The organism is Clostridium tertium (genome assembly GCF_902652255.1).
GTDB classification, from domain to species: domain Bacteria; phylum Bacillota; class Clostridia; order Clostridiales; family Clostridiaceae; genus Clostridium; species Clostridium tertium_A.
Map to the genome: position 1 here is coordinate 1 of NZ_CACRTO010000014.1, position 25,953 is coordinate 25,953.

The following is a 25,953-nucleotide window of genomic DNA, read 5'->3' on the forward strand; positions in this document are numbered from 1 at the left end:
TAAATAATCTTCAACAGCTTGGACTTTTATCTCGGTTGATACTTTTGATTTTCTTGACATAAAAAAATCCTCCCATTATAGAACAGTTTTATTATTTTAACTGTCTACTATAATGGGAGCATATCATTATAAGTAGTCACTTTTATTATTTTTATTAGGTTCAACATGAATTATTAAATCTACTTTTTTATTAAGCCTATAATTTAATGTATCTTCTATTTTATGAACTAGAGTATGGGCCTCATCAACATTTAGTTTTGAATCTACTTTAATATGCATATCTAGGAAAATATGATCTTTATAACCTCTAGATCTAATATTATGAATGTCTTCAATATCAGCGAAATCTTTTAATATATCTATGACAACCGACTCTTCTATCATAATTTTATCAGTTAATGAAGATATATTTTCTTTAATAATTTCATAAGAGGCATGTAGAATGAAGAAGGCTACAATAAATGATACAAAGGTATCTAAAGTAGGGGGCAGACCTAATTTAACGCCTATTAAAGTTACTAACACTCCAATTGATACAAATATATCACTTTTAGTATGAATGGAATCGGCAATTAGAATCTTACTATTTAATTTTTTACCTTGTTTATTTTCATATATGGCTACAAAAATATTTATTATTAAGGTTATCAATATAATAATTAGACTATCTATAGTAATTGTTAAAGTATATGGAATGAAAAGTTTGGAAATTGATGTTTTAATAACATTAATACCTAAAAGTAATAACATAAGTCCAATAAATATACTTGATATTGTCTCGAATTTTTTATGGCCATATGGATGTTCGGTATCTCGAGGTTTAGATGCCATTGTAATTCCTATTATACCAACTATATTTGATGCACTATCAGATATAGAGTGTAATCCATCAGCCATTACACTAGAACTATTAACAAATAATCCAATTATGATCTTAGATATTGCAACAAATAAATTTGCTAATAAAAGAATGAGTAAAATATTTTTTACTTTTTTATAGTTAGACTCTATTTTAATCTCTCCTTTTAAGTACTATAGTCTATCTTATTCTCAATAAATTAAAAAGTTTCATTGTATAAAATTAGGTATTTAATTAATTTCATTGGTTAAACTAAAAGTAAAATTTATTAAAGGTTGGTGCTTTTAATGACAATACTTAATTTTACTATATTTAACCTAATTTTATATTCTATAGTAGGGTGGATTATAGAAGGGATTTACAGTTATATAACTACAGGAAGATTTAAAAAAAATGGATTTTTAAAAGGACCATATAAACCTATGTATGGAATTGCCTTTACATTATTAATATTAATTAATGAATATTTTAATTTAAATATTATTTTTACTATAATACTTTACATAGCAATACCTACTGTAGTTGAATTTATAAGTGGTTATTTACTTTTAGAGATCTTTAATGAAAAGTATTGGGATTATAGTAACCTAAAATATAATTATAAAGGATTAATAACTTTAAAATTCTCAATATACTGGGCACTATTATCTTATATAGGAATAACTTATGTTAGCCCAATGATAACTAATTATTATTTAAGTTTAGAAACCATGATAAGGCCAATTAATGCTCTTTTAGCGATAATAATTTTAGCAGATACAATATTAACTGTTACATCAAAACTAAGCTTGAAAAAATCAAGGTTGCTTAATTCTTAAGTATTTTATATGATATAAATAAGAAATGTTTTTGAAGAAAAGGAGAAATTTATGTCATTTGAATTATTAGATACTAAAGAAACAACAATAGATGAAGGCAGAAGTTGTTTAATATTATGTAACTTTAATGGTAAGGAAGTTAAAACTGTAAGTAATTTGGCAGGGATGCTTGGAATAAGAGATAAGGTACTTGTAAATTATAAAAATGGGAATACTTTAGTTAAAGATGTTATAAATAATAACTTATTAAATGATGCGGAAGATGGAGTGAAAAGTAAAGCGGTAATATTTAATAACATACCAGGAAATAAGATAGGATTATTTATAGAAAATCTAAAGAAGTTTAGATTGAATAATGTGTTAAAAGCTACAGTTACTGAAACTTCAAGAGAATGGACAGTAGATGTTTTATTAAAGAACTTATTAGCTGAAAAAATAGCTATGCAAACAGGAAAAGACTTCGAACATGAAGAGCAATAAAAGTAATGATAATAAAAGGGATGCGAAAGCATCCCTTTTACAATTAAGAATTAAGAATGAAAAATGAAGAATTAAGGAGGTAATTCCGAAGGAATTACTGTAAATAAATTATTTTTTTAAAACTCCTAAGGGAGTTTTTTTCATTCATTTTACATTCTACATTATTCATATTACATTTTAAACTATTCTAGCATTACTGCTACAGCTAGTAGCTGTGGACCTGAATGAATTCCAACTGCTGGTGTAATAGTACCCTTGTATATAAATGTAGTATTTATATGATTTTCTAAGATTTCTTTTAATCTATTTGCTTCTTCGTGCATGGTTCCAGTCATAACTATTACTTTTCCCTTGCCTTTATCTAAAATGCTAGTTGCTAATGACGATAATTTATTAAAAGCTTGCTTTGATCCTCTTACCTTTGCATAATTAGTATAAGAACCATCTTCATCTATAGTAATTATAGGTTTCAAATTAAGAATTTCTCCTATACCTCCAGTAACCTTACCTATTCTACCACCTTTAATTAAGTATTCTAATGTATCAACTGTGAAATACATCCATAAATTTTCTCTAATCTTTGGAATTCTATTGCAAATATAGTCAAAGTCTTTATTGTCTTGGATCATCTTACCTACTTCTATAACTATTAATCCAACAGCCATAGATAAGATTTTAGTATCAAAAATAAAACTATTAATATTAGCAAAATCTTCACTAGCTAATCTAAAGCTATTTATAGTACCAGATAATCCAGATGATACAGGTAATACTATTGCATGAGTATAACCTTCAGCTTCTAACTCTCTGTATAAAGACTTAACATCTTCAACAGAAGGCATAGAAGTAGTAGGAAGTTCCTCTTCAAGTCTAGAATATACTTCTTCTGGAGTAATAGTAACTCCATCAATATATTCTTTATGCTTATATAATATTTTTAAAGGTACAATCTTAACATTGTATTTATCTACATATTCCTTAGGTAAACCACAAGTACTATCAGTTATTAAAGCAATTTTATTCATTCATAACAACCCTCTCATATCTTATTATATTAATAAGATATCATAAAAATAAGGATAGTGCAATATATAGTTTTCGAAACTATATAAAACTATATGAGTATAATAATCATTATCTTTATACATTATCCTTAGTATGATATAGTATAGTAAAAAAGAAAAAGGAGTGAAGGTGTGAATTATTTTATATTATTTTTAGAAGGTATAATTACTTTTATTTCTCCTTGCATTTTACCAATGATACCAATTTATATTTCATATTTTATAGGTGGAAATAAAGAAAATAAAAGTTCTAAGGCTTTAGTTAATTCAATGGGGTTTGTTATTGGATTTTCAATAATATTCACTATTTTAGGTGCAGCCTTTGGTACCTTTGGCGCTTTTCTAAAGGAATATATGAATACATTCAATATAGTGGCAGGAGTTATATTAATATTGTTTGGTTTGAATTATATAGGTATTTTAAAAATATCCTTACTTAATAGAAGTTTTAAACTAAATAGTAAAAAAACAAGAGATTTAAACTTTTTAGCTGCTATAACATTTGGAATGATATTTGCAATAGGTTGGACACCTTGTGTTGGAACTTTTTTAGGATCAGCATTAATGCTAGCTGCAAACAGTCAGACTACAATAGAAGGTATATTTATGCTTTTAAGCTATAGTTTAGGTTTAGGAATACCTTTTGTAATTTCAGCTTTATTAATAGATAGTTTAAAGTCGGCTTTTAAATTTATAAAAACTCATTATAAAGTTATAAACATAATTTCTGGATCATTACTTATTATAATTGGATTATTAATGATAACTGGATATTTTAATTTATTACTTTCATATCTTACATTGTTTTAAGGAGGGATAGAATTGAAAAATATAAGCAAGATTGTAATACTTACTTTAGCTTTAGTATTACTGATTTTAGTGGTTAAGTTTGGATACGGATATTTAACTGGGCAATATTTAAATGTGGCAGATAATAATGTTAACCAGGAAGTAAAAGAAGCAAAAGATTTTGAGGTTTATGATGAGGATGGTAACATTGTAAAATTATCAGACTTTAAAAATAAAAAGCCTGTAGTAATAAATATATGGGCAAGTTGGTGTGGTCCATGTAAAGCAGAAATGCCTTATTTTGAAGATGCTATTAATAAATATGGCGATAAAGTGGAATTTCTAATGGTAAACTTGACAGATGGTAAAAGGGAAACAAAAGAAAAAGCATTAAAGTTTTTAAAAGACAATAATTTAGAAATGGATATATTATTTGACTTAGATTATAGTGCAGCAGATGCTTATAATATTAGAGGAATTCCAAGAACTATTTTTATAGATAAGGATGGGAAAATAGTTTATGATAGGGAAGGTGCATTAACTAATGAAATGCTAGAAGATAATGTTAAAAAACTCATAAAATAATATACCTTAATTTTAGTTTATAGTAATATAATATTATAAAGTATAAAAGTGGGGTGTATCTTATTATGGACAGCAAAAGATTACTATCCTTAATAAAAAAGGAAGAGGGAACTAAGTTAGACTTTAAATTAAGACTGTCTTTAGAATACGAAAGTAGCAAAAAGGAATTAGCTAAAGATGTATGTGCGATAGCTAATTCTAGAGGGGGAAGAGGATATATAGTAATTGGAGTAGAAGACAAGACAAGGAGAATAGTTGGATTAAGAGAAGAAGATTTAATTAGAGAGGAACAAATTCAACAGATTCTATCTTCAAGATGTGAGCCTCCAATACCAATAGCTGTAGATACATGTATTATAGATAATAAAAAGCTTTGTGTAATTACTATTTATTCTGGAGAACAAAAGCCCTATCAAACTAGGGAAAATGGTGCTTTCTACATTAGAAGAGGATCTACTACAGATACTATGAGAAAGCAGGAACTTATAGAGGCTTTTGAAGAAAACTTAGATTTATTTATGGAAACAGCTATGATAGCTAAAAGTGATATTTCATATTTAAATACAGAGATTTTAGAAAGTTACTTTGATAATAAAGGAATAGAATTAAATGATGAAAATAAAGAATTCTTACTTGAAAGTTCAAGAATAGCTATTAAAGAAAAAGAGTCTCTTAAAATGAGTTGCACTTTAGGAGGGCTTTTAGTATTTTCAAGTTTTAATAGTCTTTGGTTACCACATAATATGATAAGAATTGTAAATAAGGTAAATAAGAATAAAAAAGAGATAATCATAATACAAGGAAGCATTATAGAAATGGTTGATAAAGCTAAAGAAGAGATATCTCATATAATACCAAAAGATTATCCTATTTCCGCTATACTAGAAGCAATTAATAACGCAGTTTTATATAGAGATTATTTAGCTTATAATAAGAACATAGAAGTAGTTATTGCTGATAAGAATATTAGTATTTTTAGTCCAGGCTCATTAATTAATAGTAATGTTAATAAAGAGAGTAATAGGAAAAAAAGAAATATGTGGCTTTATGAAAAGCTAATAACTTTAGATAAGGATAATAAGAGGTTTTTAAATAATGGTGGAGGCTTTTATAGAATGAAAAATTCATTTAAGTCAATAGGTAAGGTTAAAATGATTAATTCTATAAAAGAAGATTATTTTAAGGTTGTGTTTCCAGGAATCAGTGCATTTAAGAGTAGTGAGAATTAAGTTTGTGACTTTATTACAAACTTAATTCTTTTTTTATATTATAATATCTGTGAGGTGATGGATTTGAAGAAAAATATAATAGTATTATTTTTAATATTAGGTACTTTTGTGATTTCAGGATGTTCAACTCTAAATAAGGAAGTAAGTACAAATAACGAAGAATCAGTTAAGGTAGTAAAAATTACATCTGAAGAAGCAAAGGAAGAGATGAACAATGGAGATGTAACAATATTAGATGTTAGAACAGAAGAAGAGTATAACAGTGGACATATAGAAAATAGCATATTAATTACAGTAGATGATATAGAAAGTAAAGCTGAGGAAATATTATCTAATAAGGATGAAAAAATATTAGTTTATTGCAGGAGCGGAAATAGAAGTAAAAAAGCTGCTGATTTATTAGTTAAAATGGGTTATACTAATGTATATGATTTTGGTGGAATAAAAGATTGGCCATATGAAGTAGTTAAATAAATATAGGTTGGAAAGTTCACTTTATTATGTTATAATAATCATTATTAAATAATAATATACATAGGTAAGAGGAGTTTAATATGAATAGTAAAGTGGAATTAATATACGAAAATAACGAATATAGAGTTGAAGTTAACGGATCAGTTGTTAATAAGGATAATGATTTAGAAAAAGCTTTTGATCAATTTAAAAATGTTATTAGCAATAATAAAAGTGCTGAAGCAAGGGCTTGGGATGATATAGTAGAAAAGTTTGAGAACTTAAATAGTAAAGACTTAGAAATTAATAAAGAGTATAGAACTATGTCTTATGGAAATATGAAGTATTTTTACAATATGGGAAAAGTATTTTATATGGGAAATGGACAAATGATACCTTTAATTGGTGGATATAGTTTGTTTAAATTCACTTTAAATATAGTATCTAATGGGGATTTAGCCAAAGCAAATGACTTTGTAGAATTCTGTAAAGATGTAATGTTATGCAATGTAAATTATAGAGTAACAGATTCAGGTATAATAGTTTCAAGTGCTAGCTTCAACTATGGATCATGTGAATATAACTTTATAAGCAATAAGATTAATAAAGGTGCTTCTATATCAAGTGGAAGTTTTGAAGAATTTAAATCTTACGTTTTAGACATAATTAAATAATGTAACTATCAAATTGGTGCGTAAATAGAGTTCATTTATGCACCAATTTTTTCTATTTAAAAATTAAAAAACTAATAAAAATTAGAAATTAATATAAAATTAGCATTATAAATAGACATAACCTTTAAATTTGCAAAAAAGATGTACATTTTTTAGGTTATTGTAATATTTTAACAAGGTCATTGAAGAGGATTAAAAAAATATAATATAATGTGTATATAATTAATATTTTATAAAAGGAGAAGAGGATATGAGGGATGTATATGAAGGATATAATGATGAATTTAATATTTTAAATAATAAGGTTTCTTTATTGATTGAAGGTAGAAATAAAGATGAATTAATAGAGATAATAAAAAGTAAACATGTTTTAGAGTTAGAATATGAGCAAGATAAAAATAATAAAATAGATGACTTAATAATATGGAATGCTGTGTACGCTAGAGAAATTACGAGGAATGGCATTCCCAAAAAATATTTATTTGTTATTTATGAGAAATACTATAAAAAAATTAAAGAATCCTCTACATTGATAGAACTACAAGAAATTGAATTAAATATGGTTAAAGAATATATGGAATTACTCAATAATAATAGTGAAATTACTGAAAGTTTTACAGTAAATAAACTTATACAAGCCCTTCATTTAAATGTTGAAAATCATACATCTTTAGAAGAAATATGTAAGAAGCTTAATATATCAATAGGTTATGCATCATCATCTTTTAAGAAATATAAGGGTAAGTCTATAATGAGATATCTAAGAGAAATAAAGATTGAAAGAGCAAAAACCTTACTTCTAACTACTGAAAAAAGTATATTAGAAATAAGCATATTATTAGGATTTCATGATCAAAGTCATTTTACTAATACATTTAAGAAGTTTGTTGGAATATCACCATTAAAATTTAGAAATAAAAATTATATAATGTAGAGTGGTAAATTATTGAAAAACACATAAATTAATACTATAATTTTAGTATTGATTTATGAAAGGAGATTGATTGATATGACATATGAATGGAGTTTAAAAGAAATCTATCCTTCCTTTACTTCGAAGGAATTTTTGGATGATTTAAAAAAATTAGATAATAAGATAGAGGAGCTAAATGCTTTTTCTAACGGAGTTAAAGAAGGAAAAGGAGAGGTTAATGAATTAGAATCTTTTATAAGTAAACTTGAAGGAATTAATTTACTTTTAAATAGAATTGGTTCATTAGCTAATTTAGCAATAAGTGCTGATTCAAAAAATCAAATTGCAAGAAAGTATTTAGATATTGTAAATACTAAATATAGTCTTTTAGCTGAACCTTTAACAAAAGTTTATAAGTGGATTGCTTCTATAGGAAATATAGATGATTTAATTAGTTCATCCAATAAATTAAAGGAACATAGCTTTATAATTAAAGAGATAATAGAAAAAAATAAATATATGTTAAGCGATAAAGAAGAGTCAATCATTGCTAGAATGAGAAATACAGGATCAGATGCATGGCTTAATTATAAAGATTATTTAATTTCTACACATAAGGTAGATATAAATTTAGATGGAAAAGAAGAGGCTTTACCTTTAACTGTAGTCTTAAATATGGCATATAGTAAAGATGCTGAGGTTAGAAAGAAAGCATATGAAGCAGAAATAAAATCCTATGAAAAAATTGAAGAAGGAGTTGCAGCTGCACTAAATGGAATCAAGGGTGAAGTTTTAACTACTGCATCTTTAAAAGGATATGAGTCACCACTCCATATGACTTTAGAAGAGTCAAGAATGGATGAAGATATATTAAATTCAATGTTAACTGCAATTAAGGAAAGCTTACCTGTATTTAGAAAGTATTTAAAGAGAAAAGCTGAATTACTTGGACATGAAAATGGACTTCCATTCTACGACTTATATGCACCTGTAATAGAAAAAGAAATGAAGTTTAACTTTGAAGAAGGAAGAGACTTTGTATTAAAGAACTTTAGAAGTTTTAGTGATAACTTAGCTAATTTTGCTAAAAAGGCCTTTGATAATAACTGGTTAGATGTTTATCCTAAAGAAGGTAAAGTGGGTGGAGCATTCTGTGAAAGTATTAAAGAAATAGGTGAAAGTAGAATACTTCTAAACTATGGAGATAGTTTTAGTGATGTTGTTACTATGGCTCATGAGCTTGGCCATGGATTCCACGGAGAATGCTTAAATAGTGAAACAGCATTAAATTCAGAATACCCAATGACTTTAGCTGAAACAGCTTCAAATTTCTGTGAAATAATAATTAAAAAGGGTGCTGTTAAAGATGCTCCTAAAGAAGAAGCTTTTGCTATATTAGAAGCAGAGATATCAGACTGTACACAAGTAATAGTAGATATTTATTCTAGATACCTTTTTGAAAGCGAAGTTTTTGAAAAGAGAAAAGAAAGTTCTCTTTCAGTAGAAGAAATTAATGACGCTATGCTTAGGGCGCAAAAAGAAGCTTATGGTGATGGTTTAGATAATAATTATCTTCATAAATATATGTGGACATGGAAACCGCATTATTACTATGCCACTGCAAACTTCTATAACTTCCCATATGCCTTTGGTAATCTTTTTGCAAAAGGTTTATATGCTGAATATTTAAATAGAGGAGAGGCTTTCTGTAGTGAGTATGAAGAATTACTTAAGGTAACAGGAAAGAATAAAGTTGCTGACGTAACTAAAATAATGAATATTGATGTTTATGATGTTAATTTCTGGAGAAGTTCTTTAAAGCTTATTGAAGAAGATATAGAAAAATTTATTCAATTAAGTTATGAAGTAAAATAAAAGGCTGCCTTAGGGCAGCTTTTTTATTTAGGAAATTAATAGAAAAACATAAAATAATTCTAAGTTTATTATTAATTAAAAGTATGACACTTTATAAAATTAGAGGATTTATATCTATGAATCTAAATTCTATTTGTAGTGATAGCAGTTGAAGTATACAAGCGGCACTAAAGAGATTAGTAGATTCAGGGTGAGCAACTTATAAGGAATTTGTAGAGAATGGTTTAAATAAGTGAAGATATATTAAGGAAAAGAATGGGGCTGTCGCACAAACAGCCCAAATTAAGAATTAAAAATTAAAAATGAAGAATTATTGATGTAATTCTTACAGAATTACTAAAATTAACTTCTTTTAAAAACTCCTTAAGGAGTTTTTTCATTAATTTTTAATTATTCATTCTTAATTTTTCATTGTGCGACAGCACCATAAAAAATGTGATTCTAGATTATATTAAAAATAGCATCTGTCTTTATATTATGGCATGAACAGATGCTATAATTATTTATAAAAATATTAGTTTAATTGTATTTTAACTATTTCACTTCTACTGCCTATTCTTATAGGAGGTCCCCAGGTTCCGTAACCAGAAGATACTACAACATTTAAGTTATCTTTTTTTAAGTAACCATAGTCTACTTCAAATAAACTATTTGTAACTAGATCACCAGGAGTTATTTGACCTTTATGAGTATGACCAGAAACTTGAAGGTCAATATTTGCATCTAAGCTTTCATTTATATTTTTAGGATTATGATCTATAACTATAGTTGGTTTTGATTTATCTATATCTTTTGTTATATCTTCAATGGATGCCCTATCTTTATTAGAAAAACTGCTTACACTAGAGTCATCTCTACCTATTATATAAAGAGTATTATCTATAAGAAGCTTGTCATCTCTTAATACAGTCACAGAATTTTCATTTAAAAGATTAACTATTTCATCTTCAGATCTAGTTAAAAAGTCGTGATTTCCTAAGGCTGCAAAAGTTCCATACTTAGATTTTATTTTAGAAAATTCTTTTGCCATATTGTTATTTATAAATGGATTAATATCGCTATCGACAATATCACCTGCAATTAATACAATATCAGGATTAAGGTCATTAATTTCATTTACTAATGTTTCAAGACGTGAATTTTTAATAATATTGCCTAGGTGAATATCTGAAACCATAACTATATTTATAGGATTGTTTAAAGTTTTATTTTCTAGGTTAATATTATAAGATGTAACTTTAGAGTTCCTAGCATTAAAGCTACCTATAAGAGTTATTGTAGTAAATGCTATTAGAATTATTATTGTTTCAAATATAAATATTTTATTATTATTTAAACTGATTAAGTTAGATTTTCTTAAAATAGAATTGATTAGACCTATAATTGGAAAAGTCAGCAGGCTATACATAAGAATACTAAGCCAATAAGAGCCTATTAAATATAAGAAATCTGTTATTGATGAAGGAAGAAATTTACTTAAAGTCATAGATGCTATATAGGCTAATGATAAAAACCAAAATATAATCCAGAATATTAAAGGAGTTACTTTGAATATATAGTTAAAGCCATTAAATATCTTTCTACCAACATAATAATTAGTTAAAAAGTATAAAGAAAAAAATACTATAAAAATCAATATATATTTAATCTTCAATATAAATCAACTCCCGTCATTAATTTTTTATAATTATAGCATATCTACTTATTTTATCCAATAATAGAAGGCTTAACTATAATTATATGAGTTATTTTATGAAAATCATAATGATATAATATATATAAAAGTAAGTCTAGGAGGAGTAACTATGACTTTTAATAAAGAGCAGAACTTAGTTATAAATGAATTAGAAAACAATATTTTATTATTAGCATCAGCAGGAACTGGGAAAACTAATACATTAGCAGCTAGGATTTCTAATATAATAAATTCAAAAGATGTAAAAGCAGAAGAAATACTTTGTATAACATTTACTAATAAAGCTTGTGCTGAAATGAGAGAAAGAATAGAAAAGGTAGTAGGGGAAAGTGCTAATGATATTACTATTAGAACTTTTCATAGCTTTTGTTTTGATTTAATAAAGAGTGAAGCTAAAAAAAGAACAGATATATTTTCAAACTCAATAGTCTTTGATGAAGAGGATTGTAGAGAAATAATTAAAGAATGTAATTTTTATAATTATCCAATTAACAAATTACAAAACTTTATTGATTTAGTAAAGATTGAAAGGGCAAGACTTAGTTTATTTGGAGAAGACTTATTGAAGTCCTATAATGAAGCGGTTAATCATATATTTAAGTTTAATTACGAAAAGGTTAAATATTTATGTACCAATAAAGGAAGATATGATTTTTATATGGAAGAAAATTTAAAAAAATATGGTGGGAGATTAGTAGTTTTATATAATTCGTTATTATATAACAATCATGGATTAGATTTCGCAGATTTAACCACAAAGGCTAAAGAATTATTATTAGATGAAGAGTTAGTTTCAAACTTAAAAAATAAGTTTAAATATATTAATATAGATGAAGTTCAGGATACAAGTACCTTAGAGTATTCTGTTATAGAAAAAATGTTTGGTAACAACAATATTTTACTTTGTGGTGATATGTTTCAAACCATTTATGGGTGGAGAGGCTCCGAACCAGAAAAAATATTTGATTTCTTTAAAAGGGATTATGTACCTAAAACAATAGTATTCTCTAAAAATTATAGGTCTACAAAATATATTACTGATGGAGCATTAAGCTTTTTAGAAAATGCATTTAATGAGAGTTATAGCTCAATTTATAAAGAAAGAATAACTTCTGAAGCTGAAGAAAAAGGAGAGAAAGTTAAATTAAAAAAGACTAATTCCTTAAGGGAAGAGGCTAGATTTATCTTTGAGGAAATCAAGAAGTTGAATAATAGAGGTGAAGATATCTCTAAAGCTTGTATCCTAAGTAGAGATAATAATTATAATATTAACCTAAGTAGAGAGCTAGGAAGAATAATAGGGTATGAAGGCGCAGATTTTGAGTTTATTTTAGTTGATCAATTTAAGTTTTTTAGGAGACAAGAAATAAAGGACATAATTGCATTTTTAAAGCTTATTGCAAATAAATATGATAGTGTAAGCCTAAAGAGAATAGTAAAGAGATTGCCTACAGGTATTGGGGATGCTACATTAAAGAGTATTGAAAGTAAGGAATACAAAGAGGTAGGAATATCTATAACTGACTTTATAGATAAGAATACTTTAATATATGGAGAAAAATTTGCTTTGCTAATTGAGGAATTTAAAAAAGATAATATAATAGTTTTTGATGTTGAAAGTACAGGAACTGATGTTACTGAGGATGAAATTATACAAATTGCAGCTGTTAAAATTGATAGTACAGGCAATGTGATTCAAAGCTTTGAGAAGTTTTTAAAAAATAAGAAATCAGTTAAAGATTCTTTTAAAGTACATGGGTTTAGTGATGAATTTTTAAGAGATAAAGGTGAAGAGAAGACAAAGGTCTTAGAAGAGTTTATTGAGTTTTCTAGAGACTCTATAATAGTAGGACATAATGTTCAATATGATATTAACATTTTAACTAGTGAGCTTTCAAGAAATAAAATAGAAGGCCCTAAGTTTAAGGCTTTTTATGATACCTTAGATATTTATAGAAGATTCCATAGAAATTTAAGTAATTATAAATTAGAAACATTAAGTAAAATATTTGATACAGATAATAAACCAAGTCATGATGCTATGGATGATATATTGGCTACAAAAGATATATTGGTAAAGGCTATAAATAATGATTTAATACCTACTTCTCTTAAAAGAATTAGTTTAGTAAGTAATCATATTAAATCATTTTCTAAAATAAGTAATGTACTGAATGAACTATTTGTAAGAGCGGAAAATAAAAGACCTCAGGATATAATAGTTGATGTAATTAATAGTTTTAATATTAAATCCTTATATAGTGGAAGAAGTATGGAGATTGAAAAGGAAGCTCATGAAAAGATAGAGAGGCTTAGAGACTTCTATGTACTTGTAAAAGAGTTAGATGATGCCACTAAAAGTAATAGAGATTCTTTATTAGATATTATAAAAATAGTTGGATTGTCAAATGGGGAACTTGAAAGTTTAATAATAAATCGAACTAATAAAAAGAGAATACCAATTATAACAGTTCATCAAGCTAAAGGGCTTGAGTTTGATACAGTTTTTATCGCAGGCTTAAAAGAAGGGGTATTCCCTTCATATATTTCTATTAAGAATAATAGCCTTGAAGAGGAAATGAGAACCTTTTATGTAGCATTAACTAGGGCTAAGAAAAACTTATATTTAACTTATAATATTGAGGGAAGATATGAAAGAGAAGATGAGATAAGTAGTTTTATTAAATATATTAATAAAGAATGTATGGATAATGATTATTAATTGTAGTATAATGAAGAAAATTTAATTTATACAGCGAGGAAATGAGTTATGAAATATGATTTGAATATTTATGAGCTTGGACAATTACTAACAAAGCTAACTAAGAATTATAAAGTTGAACTTTTATCTAAAGCAAAATTAAGCGGTGGATGGATGACTATTACTGGAGAAGTAGACATAGTATCTGTACCTGACGATAAGGTTGTACTTAAGGGTAATAATATAATTACTATAAATATAAAGGACAAGGATTGTAAAGGTAGCTATATTAAAATAACAGGAGCTAAAAATGGAAGCTTTAATATAGATATTGCTAACACTAAGTATAAAGAATTTGGTGCTACTGGTCTTAATTTAAATAAGGTAAAAATAAATGAAAATGAATGCAAGCTTAGAATAGATGAAGATATGATTTTCACTATAAGAAATGCAAGGCTTCAAGATATTGAAGCTCTAATATAAAAATAAAACTTCCAGGTAATATAAGTCTAATCTTCGTAGAAGATTCTAGTGGATGAACTTATATCATCGTGGAAGCTTTTATATTTTCAGTAATTTGGAATCAATTACTTTGTTAATTGTGAATTACGACTTATGGAAAGATAGTCCATAAATAAATACTATACTTAGATAGAGATTAATTATATTCAATATAAGGGGATATATATGGAAGTTAATGAAATATTAGAAGTTGCATCTTATGCAGGGCAGATAATGCTGGAAAGTGGTGCTGAAGCATATAGAGTTGAAGAAACAATAAATAGAATTTGTTTGTCTCTTGGAGTAGAAATAGCAAGTAGTTATGCTACTCCAACAGTAATAGTTACTTCTGTTACTTCTAAGGGGAAGATAAAGTCTTTAGTAGTAAGAATAACTAATAGATCTGTTGATCTTCAAAAAATACATAAGGTTAATGATTTATCTAGAAATATAGATAAGGAGAATCTTGATTTAGATGAAATTAAGAATAGGCTAAAAAAAATACAAGAAGAAAAAAGATATGATAATAAGACTACCATATTATTTTCTGCATTAGGGGCCTTTGGGTTTGTATTTTTATTTGGTGGATCTATTATGGATGCTATAGCAGCATTCTTAATTGGACTAGCTGTTAAGGCTGTTTCTATTAAAGGTGAAGAAATAGGGATAAATTCCTTTTTTAATACTAGTATTTCAGCAGGAGTCTTAGCTTTGCTTGCAATTATATCTATTAAAATAAACTTAGCTAATGATATGGATAAAGTTATTATTGGATCAATAATGCTATTAGTACCTGGACTTGCTATTACAAATGCTATTAGAGATACTGTGGCTGGAGATTTAGTATCAGGCCTTGCAAGAGGTGCTGAAGCATTTTTAACAGCTATTGCTGTAGCAGTAGGTACTGGTGTTGTATTAAGTTTTTGGATTGGAATGTTTGGAGGAATATAATATGATAGTTGAGGTTTTATCTGCATTTATAGCAACCTTTGCTTTTGGAATAGTATTTAATATAAAAGGAAAAAATCTTATATTTTCAGCACTCTGTGGTGCAATAGGTTGGTTTGCCTATAAAATGGCATTATTTCTTGGCATTTCAGATATTACATCTTTATTTATAGCGGCAGTTTCATTAAGTATTTATTCAGAAATATTCGCAAGAATATTAAAAACTCCAGTTACCACTTTCGTAATTGCAGCATTAATACCTTTAGTTCCTGGAGGCGGGATGTATTATACTATGGTTGAAGCTATTACAGGAGACGTAATGATTTCTTTAGAAATAGGAATCAAGACCCTTGCTTCAGCTGGGGCACTTGCTTTAGGAATAATATTAGTATCAACAATTACAAAAACTATAATAAATATAAAAAATAGAAATTCAAATATTAAAGTGAATAATAATAGTACAATTTTCAAATAATAGTATTGTAGTCGGAAAGTTGATTAATTGACTATGACTATGGGGCACTGCAGGACACAATGTAGTGCCTTTTGACATTTACAGGCTTTATGAATATAATGATTAATAGCTTAATATCATAAGGAGGAAGAAATTTGACAAGAGAGAATGACTTAAAAAAATCCTTTGCAAGGAATATGAAGAAACATAAGGGAAATAAAAAAGCACAATTAATAGTTGTAGTAGTTTTTGCAATTATTGCAGTTGTATCATTTTACTTTAATAAAGATAAAGTAGAACCAAGTGTTTCAGCACCTAATGGGAATATAGAAATTTCTTATTTAGATGTTGGACAAGGTGATTCAGCCTACATTAGGGTTAATGATTTTGATATACTAATAGATGCAGGACCAAGAAGTGATTCTGATAAACTAATGAAACAATTAGAAGAAAAGAATATAGATGATTTTGAAATAGTTATTGCTACTCATCCACATGAAGATCATATAGGAGGAATGACTAAAGTCTTTGAAAAGTATGAAGTTGAAAACTTCTATATGCCAAAGGTTAGTCATAATACTAAAACCTTTGAAAATATGATTAAGGCAGTTAGTAATGAAGGAATAAAGGCTAAGGTTATTAAAGAAGGCACAAGTATTGAGCTTGGAGAAGGGGCTAGAATTGATGTTTATTCTCCAATGTATGAATCTTATGATAACTTAAATGATTACTCACCTATAATGAAATTAACATATGGAAATAATAAATTTATTTTCACTGGAGATGCTGAAGTTGAATCAGAAAAAGAAGTATTAGAAAAATATGCTGATAAATTAAAAGGAGATGTAATAAAGTTTGGTCATCATGGATCATCAACATCTTCAAGTAGTGCATTTGTTGAAGCTATTTCTCCAAAGTATGGAATTATAAGTTGTGGAGTAGATAATTCTTATGGACATCCACATAGAGAAACTTTAAGTTTAATAAAAGAAGAAGGTATTAAGGCTTATAGAACAGATTTACAAGGACAAATTACATTAACATCTGATGGAAATAATATAAGTTTTAAAACAGAAAAATAGTTTCATTAAAGAACTTTATGCAAATTATTATAAGGGCACTTAAATAGATATTAGGTGAACCTTATGATATATGCATAGAGTTCTTGTGGTTATAGAGATGATTTTAAAAGTGATAAGTTTTCTAGATTTAATTTTCATATAATTAAATTTTTGTATATTAAGCTGTGATATAATATTAATGTAAACTTTTAAATCAGAATAGGGAGGGGCTTATATGGAAAGAGTTAAATTAAATGATAAATTAGAATTTTCAAGGCTAGTTCATGGCTATTGGAGGCTAATGGATTGGAATCTCACAAATGAAGAGTTAGTTAAGTTGATTGAAGATGTCTATGATTTAGGAATAAGTACTGTAGATCATGCGGATATTTATGGTAACTTTTCTTGTGAAGAAAAATTTGGAGAAGCCTTAAAATTACAAAAAGGTCTAAGAGAAAAACTTGAGATAGTTACTAAGTGTGGGATTAAGTTTAAGTCAGAAAAAAGACCAGAAAATAAATCTCACTGCTACGATACCAGTAAAGAACATATTATAAAATCTGTAGAAAGATCTCTAAAGAATTTTAATACTGATTATATTGATGTTTTATTAATACACAGAGTTGATGCTTTATTAAATCCATATGAAGTTTCTGAAGCTTTTACTAAATTAAAAAAAGATGGGAAGGTATTGAATTTTGGTGTATCTAATTTTTTACCTGCTCAATTTAATATGTTAAATTCATATTTGGATGAAAAGTTAGTTACTAATCAAGTAGAGATTTCTCCTTTATGTTTAAATTCCTTTGAAGATGGTACTTTAGATTTAATGCTAGAAAAGAGAGTTAAGCCTATGGCTTGGTCACCTTTAGCTGGAGGAGAAATATTTAAGGGAGAAAGTGAAAGAGCTGTTAGAGTAAGAAAGGCTTTGGAAAAAGTAAAATATGAAATCTCAGCTAATGATATAGATGAAGTAATATATGCTTGGCTTTTGATGCATCCAAGTAAGATTATGCCGATAGTAGGTTCAGGGAAAATAGAGAGAATAAAATCTGCAGTTAATGGAAGTAAGTTAAAATTAACTAGGGATCAATGGTTTGAAATTTATGTTGCTTCAAGAGGTGTAGATATACCGTAATAATTAAAAATGAATAATGAATAATGAAAAATTAAGGAAGTATTTCTTTAAGAATTATTAAAAAAGAGATTTTTTATAAAACTCCTTAATGAGTTTTATCCTCAATTATACATTATACATTATTCATTATCCATTTTTAAGTTTATGTTCTTAAATCAAATTTATTATTACATCTTTTGCATGTAACAACAATTTTACCTTTTCTTCTAGGTAATCTTAATTTTTGGCCACAGCTTGGACATTTAGTTATTTTATATTTTGACCAATTCTTAAATTTATTAGCAAGTAGTGAAAAGGCATATATAAAATCATTTATAGTAATAGGATTGCTGTTATAAGGTAAAGCCATTCCAAGCTTTCCTAAAGGTTTATTTACTATTCTAACAAAGTTTTGATTTTCGCTTCTTCTTTTATAATGATTTTTAGAAAGCATTCTAAAGAAGGAAAGTATTAGGCAAATAAAGCCTAAAGGTACTGTGAATACCCAAATATTAAACAAAGAACTTAAAATAAGTAAGAATATAGTTAAATAGTCTATTCCGTAAATTCCATTTAAGAATTTCATTTTGTCACCTCGTAATTATTTATTAAAATAATTATAGTACAAAGATTATAGTCTATCAATTAACTAATATATTAAATTAATATTAACATTAGCATAAAGAGGAGTATACATATGAATAATAATGAAAAAGAATATCTAAAGAAAGCATCTAAAGCTTTAACTTATTTTACTTTTAATAATGGACCTATAAAGACTTTAAAAGAAGAAGGTAAAATAAATGAAGTAGAAGTAAAGGAAATACAAAAATACATAGAGAGCCATCTAGGATATATTCTTAAGGTTTTACTTGAAGAGGGTAATATAGAAAAATTTGATTTAATAGTTTCTACCTTAGATAAGTTTTATGTAAATGATAATGAAGAAGTAGAAATAAAAGATGATGGCTTTGATAATATATACAATAATTTGTTTAATATGAATTCTGGGATAAAGTTAAATAAATAGATAAATATAATTAACTAGGGGGAATGGATATGTGGTTTTTATATTTTATTATTTATAGTTTTTTAGGATGGATTTGTGAAGTAATTTATTGTTCGATTCCAGCTAAAAAATTTATTAACAGAGGTTTTTTAAAAGGACCAGTATGTCCCGTTTATGGTTTTGGAGCAGTATTTGTATTATATATTATGACTGAACTGAATATTAAATCACCTATTTTAATATTTATATTTGGTGGAGTTATAGCTTCTGTAATTGAGTTTATAGCAGATATACTTTTAGAATATGTTTTTCATACAAGGCTTTGGAACTATTCTAATAGAAAATTCAATATTAAAGGAAGAGTTTGTTTACTTAATTCTACTTTATTTGCAATGCTATCTCTTTTGTTAATGAAGTTTGTACATCCTCTAATTTCAAGTTTTGTAAATATGCTTTCAAATAAAATTGTTTTAATAACAGTAATTATATGTATAGCGATATTTATAACAGATATTACAATTACTGTTTTTGAAGTAATTAATTTAAATAGCACTCTTAAGAATATGAATATTTTAGAAGAAATTAAGAAAGAATTTAGTAAGAAAGAATTTAAATTTATAAGACTTATTAATGCCTTCCCGCAACTAGAACATAAAAAATATAAGGAAGAGTTTAATAAGCTTAAGATATTAATTAAAGAAGCTATAGAAAACAATATTAAATAATAAGCTGGAGGTAAATATGTATATAGCATTTGGTAATAGAGCACTAGATACTGATGAATTAAAGGATACAATTGAAAAAAATAGTGAGTTTAAAGTTTTAAAAGATATGAGCAAGGGCACTAAGAGGGAAGACACATTTGCATATAATTTAAGTATAAAAGTAGATGTATTAAATGAGATAATAAAAGATGATTATGATTTAGAAGATATTAATGAAGATGAGCTTTTCGATGAATACATAAGTCTGGCTGAAGAGCTAGCTACTGATTTTGAAGATTTTCTGCCAGAAGAATCAATAATAGATATTAAAGCATATAAGTGGGATTTATCAGACAATGATATTAGAATTGTATTAGCAGGAATTCATAAGGATATGAATGAAGGTAAGCTTAAAGACGTAATGAAAAGATTGCTTACTCAATTAGAATAATTAACAAGATAAATATTAAAAATATTATTTTAAATAGCTGCTTAGGTTGATAAATAGTATATTACTAAGGGTTTATTGCAAACTAATAGTAGATATACTATTTATTTACCTTTTTTTATTACAATTTTATGCAATATATGATATAATTAGATACGTCAAACGTGTATGGGGGGGATGAATATGAGTCAAAAAAAACTTACTAACAAGATAATTGGATATTTCATATCAATAGTGATTGTAGGCCTTGTAATAATGTCTTTTATAGCTTATTATTTCGCCAATAATTCACTTGCCAAAAGTAACACTGAATCTATTTTGAGTATTACTAATATATCTTCTACTATGATTAATGATGAAATTAATCATAACGTAATGATATTAGAAGACATTATAAAAAATGAAAAAATAGTCTCTAAAGATATTAAATTAGAAGATAAATACAACATAATTGCTAGCTATTTAAATAATAGAGATTTCGAATCTTTTGGTATAGCTTCAAAGGATGGAAACATAACTTATAATAATGGAAAAGTAGAGTCTTTATCTGAAAAGGATTTCTTTAAAAATGCTTTTAATGGTACAAGTATCTCGAGTCCATTTAGTGTGGATGATAATTTATTTATGTATTATTCAATTCCCTTTAATGATGGAGTAGAGGATAAGTTATTAGTAGCCATAAAAAATGCTAATGCAATAAGTAATATTTTAAATAATATTGATGAGGTTGATAATTCAAAGATATTTATATTAAACAAAGACGGAAATATTATTTTAGATAAGAATTATTTAAATAATGATGGCATTAAGAATTACATTACAGAGAAGGCTAGTGATAGTAATTATTCTGATATTATTAAAATTCATAACAATATGATCAATGGAAATAGCAATGTTGAAAAGTATAAAATGGGAAATGAACAAGGATATATAGCATATTCAAAAATAGATAGTGCTAATTGGTCTATTGGTATAGTAACTAATAAAGTTTCATTCTTAAGTGAATTAAATAGTCTAACTACTTGGCTTATTATTTCAATTATATTAGTAGTAATAGTAAGTATAATAATAGTTAAATCAATTCTAAATAGAATAGATAATATATTAGAGTTACTTAGGAATACAATGGATGAATTTTCTCATGGTAATTTACAAGTTGATTTTCATAAGAAGTATTTAGATAGAGAAGATGAAATTGGCAACATATGTAGAGCTGTAGAATCTACAAGAACTGCTGTAGGTAATATGATAATGGGAATCCAAAATAACTCTAATGATACTTTGGAAGATTCAGCTAATTTAGCGTATATTTCTGAAGTGTTAAATGGCTCTACAGAGAATATATATCAAGCAATGAATGAAGTTGCAAAGGGAACAGAAAAACAATCTAATGAGCTTTTAAATATAGTAAACATTGTAGAGGTACTAGGAGATAGTATAAAGGAAGCTGAAGGTAATATTAACAGAATTAAAAAAGTATCTGAAACAATTGATAGTGATTCTGAAAAAAGTAATGCTGATATGCTTAATTTAATTAAATCTATAAATAGATTTGATGAAAAATTTGATATCTTTATAAAAGGCATTAAAGCTATGAATAATGATATAGATACAGTGAAAAATATTTTTGTGCTTATAGATGATATAGCTGATCAAACAAATCTGTTAGCATTAAATGCAGCGATTGAAGCTGCAAGAGTAGGGGAAGCAGGTAAAGGCTTCGCAGTAGTTGCTGATGAGATAAGATCTCTTGCAGAAACATCTAAGGAAGCTTCAAATAATATATATAACATTTTAAATCAAATAGTAGGTAGCATGAGTCAGATCTCTAATGAGACGGAAGATATGGGAAATGAAGTAGTAAATCAAAGAGAAGTAGTACAAGAAACTATAGATTCATTTAATAATATTTCTAATTCTATTAAGATTGTAAATCCTAGAATAAAGGATATTAATGAATCATTTGAAAAAGTCGAATCTAATAAATCTGTATTACTTGAAAGAGTACAAGAAGTATCTGCATTATCAGAAGAAATTGCAGCTTCAGCTGAAGAAGTTTTAGCATCGTCTGAAGAACTTAAAAATAATGCTAATGGATTAGCTAGTAGTTCACAAAACCTTGCGTATAAAACATCAAGCATGAATGAACTTTTAGATGAATTTAGTATTTACGAATAATAAAAGGACTGTCAAAAGACAGTCCTTTTTATATGAAAAAGTATTATCATATAAATTAACTTAACACATACCGCTGCTTCCACCGCTAGGGTTTCCACCACCACCACATAGATTCATACCACTTTGTGGTGGGGTATTTTGATTAGTTTTTTTATAATAGTTAGCTATTTCATTAGAACGCTTTCTAAGGGTATCTAAAGTATCTAAGTATTCCTCATTATCTGGATCAAGATCCGTTGATTTTAATATATGTTGTATTCCTTGATCAAACCAGCCTTTTTTGAAATATACAAATCCCATTAAATAATTCCATTCAGCAGAGTTCTGTAAATCTAATAAGTTTAATTTACTTTCTGCAATAGAAATATTATTATTATCTATATAAGATCTAATTTCTTTATAAATTCCGCCATTAAGTAATAAATCATATGCCATGTTTGCATCGTTTAAAACATCTTCTGCTAATGGTCGGGAACTAAAGGGTTTTCCATCCCTTGAATATTCATTTAAAATATTTTTATAAGCCCTTTTGATTTCTTCTGTTGAAGCATTTTCAGAAACACCTAAAACCTTATATGGATCCAATACCTTCACATCCTTCTATTATTAATTAAAAATTTACTTATAATACTTAATATATTGGATGTATGGGAATAATATGATAAATTTATTTTATAAAAGTAAAAGGAGATACTAATGCCAAGATTTAAAAAAATATATATAGAGACTACAAATATTTGTAATTTAAGTTGTAATTTTTGTCCTAAAACAAGTAGAAAACTAGGATTTATGGAAGTTGAAAATTTTGAAAAGATTATAGAAAAGATAAAAGGTTATACAGACTATATATACCTTCATCTAATGGGAGAACCATTCTTAAATAAGAATTTAGAAAGTTTTTTAAGAATTGCAAAAGAAGCTAATATTAAGGTTAATATTACTACAAATGGAACGTTAATTAATAATGTAAGAGAAGTATTAATAGATTCTGGGGCAATAAGACAAATAAATATTTCATTACATAGTTTTGAGGCAAATGAAAGCAAAATAGATTTTTATGAATACTTAAATAATATTTTAAGTTTTATAAAAGAGGCCAATGAGAAAAGTGAAATTATATGTGCTTTAAGGCTATGGAATATTGATACTGAAGAGCTTAAGGCTAATAATAATTTAAATAGTAAAATTATAAAAACTATTGAAGATACTTTAGATTTAGATTTTTCCCTTTCTTTAGCATTAAGTGAGAAGAAAGGAATAAAGCTTAAGGATAGAATATACTTAAATATGGCTGAAAAATTTAATTGGCCAGATGCTAATATTTCATTAATAAGTGAAGAAGTTTTTTGTCATGGACTTAGGGACCAAATAGGAATATTGCTTGATGGAACTGTAGTTCCTTGTTGTTTAGATAGTGAAGGAAAAATACCTCTTGGAAATATCTTTGAAGAAGATTTAGGAGAAATAATTAATTCCAAAAGAGCTGTAGGCATTTATGATGGATTCTCTAGAAGAGTTGCAGTTGAGGACTTATGCAAAAGGTGTGGTTATGCAAAAAGGAGATTTAAATAGGAGGTTGATAATTTGAAATATATTTATAATTTGGCCTTTAAAATGGCTATAAGTGCAACAGTAGCATTAGTTATTGCAAATTTTTTTAATGTTCAATTTGCAACAGTAGCAGCAGTTATTGCAATATTAAGTATTCAAGATACGAAGAAGAAAGCATTAATAGTTGGAAAAAATAGAATTGTTGCTTGTATAATAGCCATATTTCTATCAATTGGTATATTTAAGATATTAGGACAAAATGCTATATCTTTTGCTATTTTTCTTTTGATTTTTATACCAGTTACATCAAGGTTTAATATAGCTGAAGGAATGGTTCCAGCTGTAGTATTATCCACTCATTTATTAGTTGCAGCTGATTTAAATGTATATTGGATATTAAATGAACTTTTAATTACTTTTATAGGGGTAGGAATAGCATCTATAGCTAATTTATTCATGCCATCACTTCAATATGAGTTTAATGAGGATAAGGAGTATATTGAGAAAAGCTACAAGATTATTTTATATAAAATGGCTAATTCTTTAGTTAGTTATACTGTTGATATTGATGAAGAGATTATAATGAATGAGCTTGAAAAAAGATTAACAGAATCAGTTAATAGAGCTTATAAAATAGCTAGTAATAATTTGTTAAATAGTGATTCATATTATATAGATTATATGAATATGAGAAAAAATCAGTTTGATATTATAAAAAAGTTAAGATCACATTTTGAAAAGTTCTATATGTCTTTTGAACAAACATATATGATATCAAAGTTTACAAAGAGTGTAGCAGCACAAATTAAGGATAGTAATGATTGTTTAGACTTATTAGAGGAGCTTGAAGTTTTAAAAGGAGACTTTAAAGAGATGGCTTTACCTAAGACTAGAGAAGAATTTGAAAACAGAGCACAATTACTTCAGTTTTTAAATGATATGGAAGATTTATTAAGAATAAAAAGAAACTTTATATTAAACCATCCTACTGAGAATAAAAGGTATAAATTTACAAAAAAAGAATAAAGAGTTATACTATTAAAAGGGGGGGAGAATTTATGGAAGATAATATAATATTAGAACTAAAAGATTTAAAAAAGAATTTTGGAGAAAAAGAAGTATTAAAAGGTATTAATTTAAAAATTAGTAGTGGTAGTATAGTTGGTTATATTGGCCCTAATGGTGCGGGTAAAAGTACTACAGTTAAACTGATATTAGGTCTTGTTACTGGCTATTCTGGAGAGATAAAGGTTATGGGGACTGATATTTCAAAAGGGGATGAAGAGTATAAAAAGAAAATAGGGTATGTACCTGAAGTCCCAGAAATATATGACAGTTTAACAGGAAAAGAGTATTTAACTTTTATAGCACAGATTTATGGAATAGATTATGATAAAGCTAACGATAAATCTTTGAAACTTATGGATGTTTTAGGAATTTCAGAAGCTTATAATAAAAGGATTTCTTCATATTCTAAAGGAATGAAGCAAAAGTTAATACTTATTTCTAGCTTGCTTCATAATCCAGAGATATTGTTTTTAGATGAGCCATTAAGTGGACTAGATGCCAATAGCGTTATGATTATAAAGGAAATATTATACCATCTTGCAAAAGAAGGAAAGACGATATTTTACTCATCTCACATAATGGAAGTAGTTGAAAAAATAAGTGATAGAATAGTACTAATCAATAATGGTGAAATCGTAGCTGACGGGAATTTTGATGAATTAAAAAATAGTTTTAAAGAAAGTAGTCTTGAAAGTATATTTAATGAGGTAACTGGATTTCATGAGTATAAGGAGCTTGCAGATAAGTTTATATCAATAGTAAAGGAAGAAGTATAAAC

27 protein-coding genes are annotated in these 25,953 nt (G+C 26.7%); 22 read left to right on the forward strand and 5 right to left on the reverse strand.

Annotated elements, in window-relative coordinates:
• Positions 1 to 126 precede the first annotated feature (126 nt).
• Positions 127 to 1,011 (reverse strand): cation diffusion facilitator family transporter, encoded by an 885-nt coding sequence (locus tag GPX08_RS06180; RefSeq protein ID WP_156625971.1) that lies wholly within the window; start codon positions 1,009 to 1,011, stop codon positions 127 to 129.
• A 135-nt stretch (positions 1,012 to 1,146) separates the two neighbouring features.
• On the opposite strand from GPX08_RS06180, the gene GPX08_RS06185 reads away from it, so the two are divergent.
• Both GPX08_RS06185 and GPX08_RS06190 read left to right on the forward strand, forming a co-directional pair.
• Positions 1,147 to 1,677, forward strand: coding sequence for a hypothetical protein (locus tag GPX08_RS06185; RefSeq protein ID WP_156625972.1), 531 nt, complete (start codon positions 1,147 to 1,149; stop codon positions 1,675 to 1,677).
• A gap of 51 nt (positions 1,678 to 1,728) precedes the next feature.
• Complete coding sequence (locus GPX08_RS06190) at positions 1,729 to 2,157, forward strand: DUF3783 domain-containing protein (protein ID WP_156625973.1); 429 nt, start codon at positions 1,729 to 1,731, stop codon at positions 2,155 to 2,157.
• A 182-nt stretch (positions 2,158 to 2,339) separates the two neighbouring features.
• Here the strand turns inward: GPX08_RS06190 and GPX08_RS06195 are convergent, their stop codons facing one another.
• Positions 2,340 to 3,182: a DegV family EDD domain-containing protein gene (locus tag GPX08_RS06195; protein ID WP_156625974.1), complete on the reverse strand. Its 843-nt coding sequence runs from the start codon at positions 3,180 to 3,182 to the stop codon at positions 2,340 to 2,342.
• A gap of 171 nt (positions 3,183 to 3,353) precedes the next feature.
• Between GPX08_RS06195 and GPX08_RS06200 the strand changes: the two genes are divergently transcribed.
• From GPX08_RS06200 to GPX08_RS06230, 7 genes are all read left to right on the forward strand, one after another.
• A complete protein-coding gene (locus GPX08_RS06200; RefSeq protein WP_156625975.1) occupies positions 3,354 to 4,031 on the forward strand; it encodes a cytochrome c biogenesis protein CcdA in 678 nt (225 codons plus the stop codon).
• Between the two features lie 12 nt (positions 4,032 to 4,043).
• Positions 4,044 to 4,595 carry a redoxin domain-containing protein gene (locus GPX08_RS06205; protein WP_156625976.1) on the forward strand — a complete coding sequence of 184 codons (552 nt, stop codon included), beginning with the start codon at positions 4,044 to 4,046 and terminating at the stop codon, positions 4,593 to 4,595.
• 65 nt (positions 4,596 to 4,660) lie between these two features.
• Entirely contained in the window at positions 4,661 to 5,824 is a 1,164-nt protein-coding gene (locus tag GPX08_RS06210; RefSeq protein ID WP_156625977.1) for an ATP-binding protein, read from the forward strand.
• A 57-nt stretch (positions 5,825 to 5,881) separates the two neighbouring features.
• Positions 5,882 to 6,298 carry a rhodanese-like domain-containing protein gene (locus GPX08_RS06215; protein ID WP_156625978.1) on the forward strand — a complete coding sequence of 139 codons (417 nt, stop codon included), beginning with the start codon at positions 5,882 to 5,884 and terminating at the stop codon, positions 6,296 to 6,298.
• Positions 6,299 to 6,378: 80 nt separating this feature from the next.
• Positions 6,379 to 6,951 carry a hypothetical protein gene (locus GPX08_RS06220; RefSeq protein ID WP_156625979.1) on the forward strand — a complete coding sequence of 191 codons (573 nt, stop codon included), beginning with the start codon at positions 6,379 to 6,381 and terminating at the stop codon, positions 6,949 to 6,951.
• Positions 6,952 to 7,201: 250 nt separating this feature from the next.
• Positions 7,202 to 7,885, forward strand: a complete 684-nt coding sequence (locus GPX08_RS06225; RefSeq protein WP_156625980.1) for a helix-turn-helix domain-containing protein — start codon at positions 7,202 to 7,204, stop codon at positions 7,883 to 7,885.
• Positions 7,886 to 7,960: 75 nt separating this feature from the next.
• Entirely contained in the window at positions 7,961 to 9,739 is a 1,779-nt protein-coding gene (locus GPX08_RS06230; protein ID WP_156625981.1) for a M3 family oligoendopeptidase, read from the forward strand.
• Between the two features lie 514 nt (positions 9,740 to 10,253).
• Here the strand turns inward: GPX08_RS06230 and GPX08_RS06235 are convergent.
• The gene (locus GPX08_RS06235) at positions 10,254 to 11,393 is read right to left on the reverse strand and encodes a metallophosphoesterase (protein WP_156625982.1); all 1,140 of its coding nucleotides are present in this window, start codon (positions 11,391 to 11,393) and stop codon (positions 10,254 to 10,256) included.
• A 151-nt stretch (positions 11,394 to 11,544) separates the two neighbouring features.
• On the opposite strand from GPX08_RS06235, the gene GPX08_RS06240 reads away from it, so the two are divergent.
• The 6 genes from GPX08_RS06240 to GPX08_RS06265 all read left to right on the forward strand — a co-directional run bounded on the left by GPX08_RS06240 (position 11,545) and on the right by GPX08_RS06265 (position 18,238).
• Positions 11,545 to 14,157 (forward strand): AAA family ATPase, encoded by a 2,613-nt coding sequence (locus GPX08_RS06240; protein WP_156625983.1) that lies wholly within the window; start codon positions 11,545 to 11,547, stop codon positions 14,155 to 14,157.
• 48 nt (positions 14,158 to 14,205) lie between these two features.
• The gene (locus tag GPX08_RS06245; protein ID WP_156625984.1) at positions 14,206 to 14,619 is read left to right on the forward strand and encodes a UDP-N-acetylglucosamine pyrophosphorylase; all 414 of its coding nucleotides are present in this window, start codon (positions 14,206 to 14,208) and stop codon (positions 14,617 to 14,619) included.
• Positions 14,620 to 14,823: 204 nt separating this feature from the next.
• Complete coding sequence (locus GPX08_RS06250; protein WP_156625985.1) at positions 14,824 to 15,588, forward strand: threonine/serine exporter; 765 nt, start codon at positions 14,824 to 14,826, stop codon at positions 15,586 to 15,588.
• A gap of 1 nt (position 15,589) precedes the next feature.
• A complete protein-coding gene (locus GPX08_RS06255) occupies positions 15,590 to 16,060 on the forward strand; it encodes a hypothetical protein (RefSeq protein WP_156625986.1) in 471 nt (156 codons plus the stop codon).
• Between the two features lie 134 nt (positions 16,061 to 16,194).
• Entirely contained in the window at positions 16,195 to 17,121 is a 927-nt protein-coding gene (locus tag GPX08_RS06260) for an MBL fold metallo-hydrolase (protein WP_156625987.1), read from the forward strand.
• Positions 17,122 to 17,335: 214 nt separating this feature from the next.
• Positions 17,336 to 18,238, forward strand: a complete 903-nt coding sequence (locus GPX08_RS06265; protein ID WP_156625988.1) for an oxidoreductase — start codon at positions 17,336 to 17,338, stop codon at positions 18,236 to 18,238.
• 142 nt (positions 18,239 to 18,380) lie between these two features.
• On the opposite strand, the gene GPX08_RS06270 is transcribed toward GPX08_RS06265, so the two are convergent.
• On the reverse strand, positions 18,381 to 18,803 hold the full coding sequence (locus tag GPX08_RS06270; RefSeq protein WP_156625989.1) for a hypothetical protein: 423 nt from the start codon (positions 18,801 to 18,803) through the stop codon (positions 18,381 to 18,383).
• Positions 18,804 to 18,914: 111 nt separating this feature from the next.
• On the opposite strand from GPX08_RS06270, the gene GPX08_RS06275 reads away from it, so the two are divergent.
• From GPX08_RS06275 to GPX08_RS06290, 4 genes are all read left to right on the forward strand, one after another.
• The gene (locus GPX08_RS06275; RefSeq protein WP_156625990.1) at positions 18,915 to 19,247 is read left to right on the forward strand and encodes a hypothetical protein; all 333 of its coding nucleotides are present in this window, start codon (positions 18,915 to 18,917) and stop codon (positions 19,245 to 19,247) included.
• A gap of 29 nt (positions 19,248 to 19,276) precedes the next feature.
• Entirely contained in the window at positions 19,277 to 19,951 is a 675-nt protein-coding gene (locus GPX08_RS06280) for a hypothetical protein (RefSeq protein ID WP_156625991.1), read from the forward strand.
• Positions 19,952 to 19,967: 16 nt separating this feature from the next.
• Positions 19,968 to 20,381, forward strand: a complete 414-nt coding sequence (locus GPX08_RS06285) for a hypothetical protein (RefSeq protein WP_156625992.1) — start codon at positions 19,968 to 19,970, stop codon at positions 20,379 to 20,381.
• A gap of 165 nt (positions 20,382 to 20,546) precedes the next feature.
• Positions 20,547 to 22,556, forward strand: coding sequence for a hypothetical protein (locus GPX08_RS06290; RefSeq protein ID WP_156625993.1), 2,010 nt, complete (start codon positions 20,547 to 20,549; stop codon positions 22,554 to 22,556).
• A gap of 60 nt (positions 22,557 to 22,616) precedes the next feature.
• On the opposite strand, the gene GPX08_RS06295 is transcribed toward GPX08_RS06290, so the two are convergent.
• Entirely contained in the window at positions 22,617 to 23,141 is a 525-nt protein-coding gene (locus GPX08_RS06295; RefSeq protein ID WP_156625994.1) for a DnaJ domain-containing protein, read from the reverse strand.
• 111 nt (positions 23,142 to 23,252) lie between these two features.
• On the opposite strand from GPX08_RS06295, the gene GPX08_RS06300 reads away from it, so the two are divergent.
• The 3 genes from GPX08_RS06300 to GPX08_RS06310 are packed head-to-tail and all read left to right on the forward strand — an operon-like array spanning position 23,253 to position 25,951.
• Positions 23,253 to 24,128: a radical SAM protein gene (locus GPX08_RS06300; protein ID WP_156625995.1), complete on the forward strand. Its 876-nt coding sequence runs from the start codon at positions 23,253 to 23,255 to the stop codon at positions 24,126 to 24,128.
• A 12-nt stretch (positions 24,129 to 24,140) separates the two neighbouring features.
• Positions 24,141 to 25,133 carry an aromatic acid exporter family protein gene (locus GPX08_RS06305; protein ID WP_156625996.1) on the forward strand — a complete coding sequence of 331 codons (993 nt, stop codon included), beginning with the start codon at positions 24,141 to 24,143 and terminating at the stop codon, positions 25,131 to 25,133.
• 32 nt (positions 25,134 to 25,165) lie between these two features.
• The gene (locus tag GPX08_RS06310; RefSeq protein WP_156625997.1) at positions 25,166 to 25,951 is read left to right on the forward strand and encodes an ATP-binding cassette domain-containing protein; all 786 of its coding nucleotides are present in this window, start codon (positions 25,166 to 25,168) and stop codon (positions 25,949 to 25,951) included.
• Positions 25,952 to 25,953: the final 2 nt, after the last annotated feature.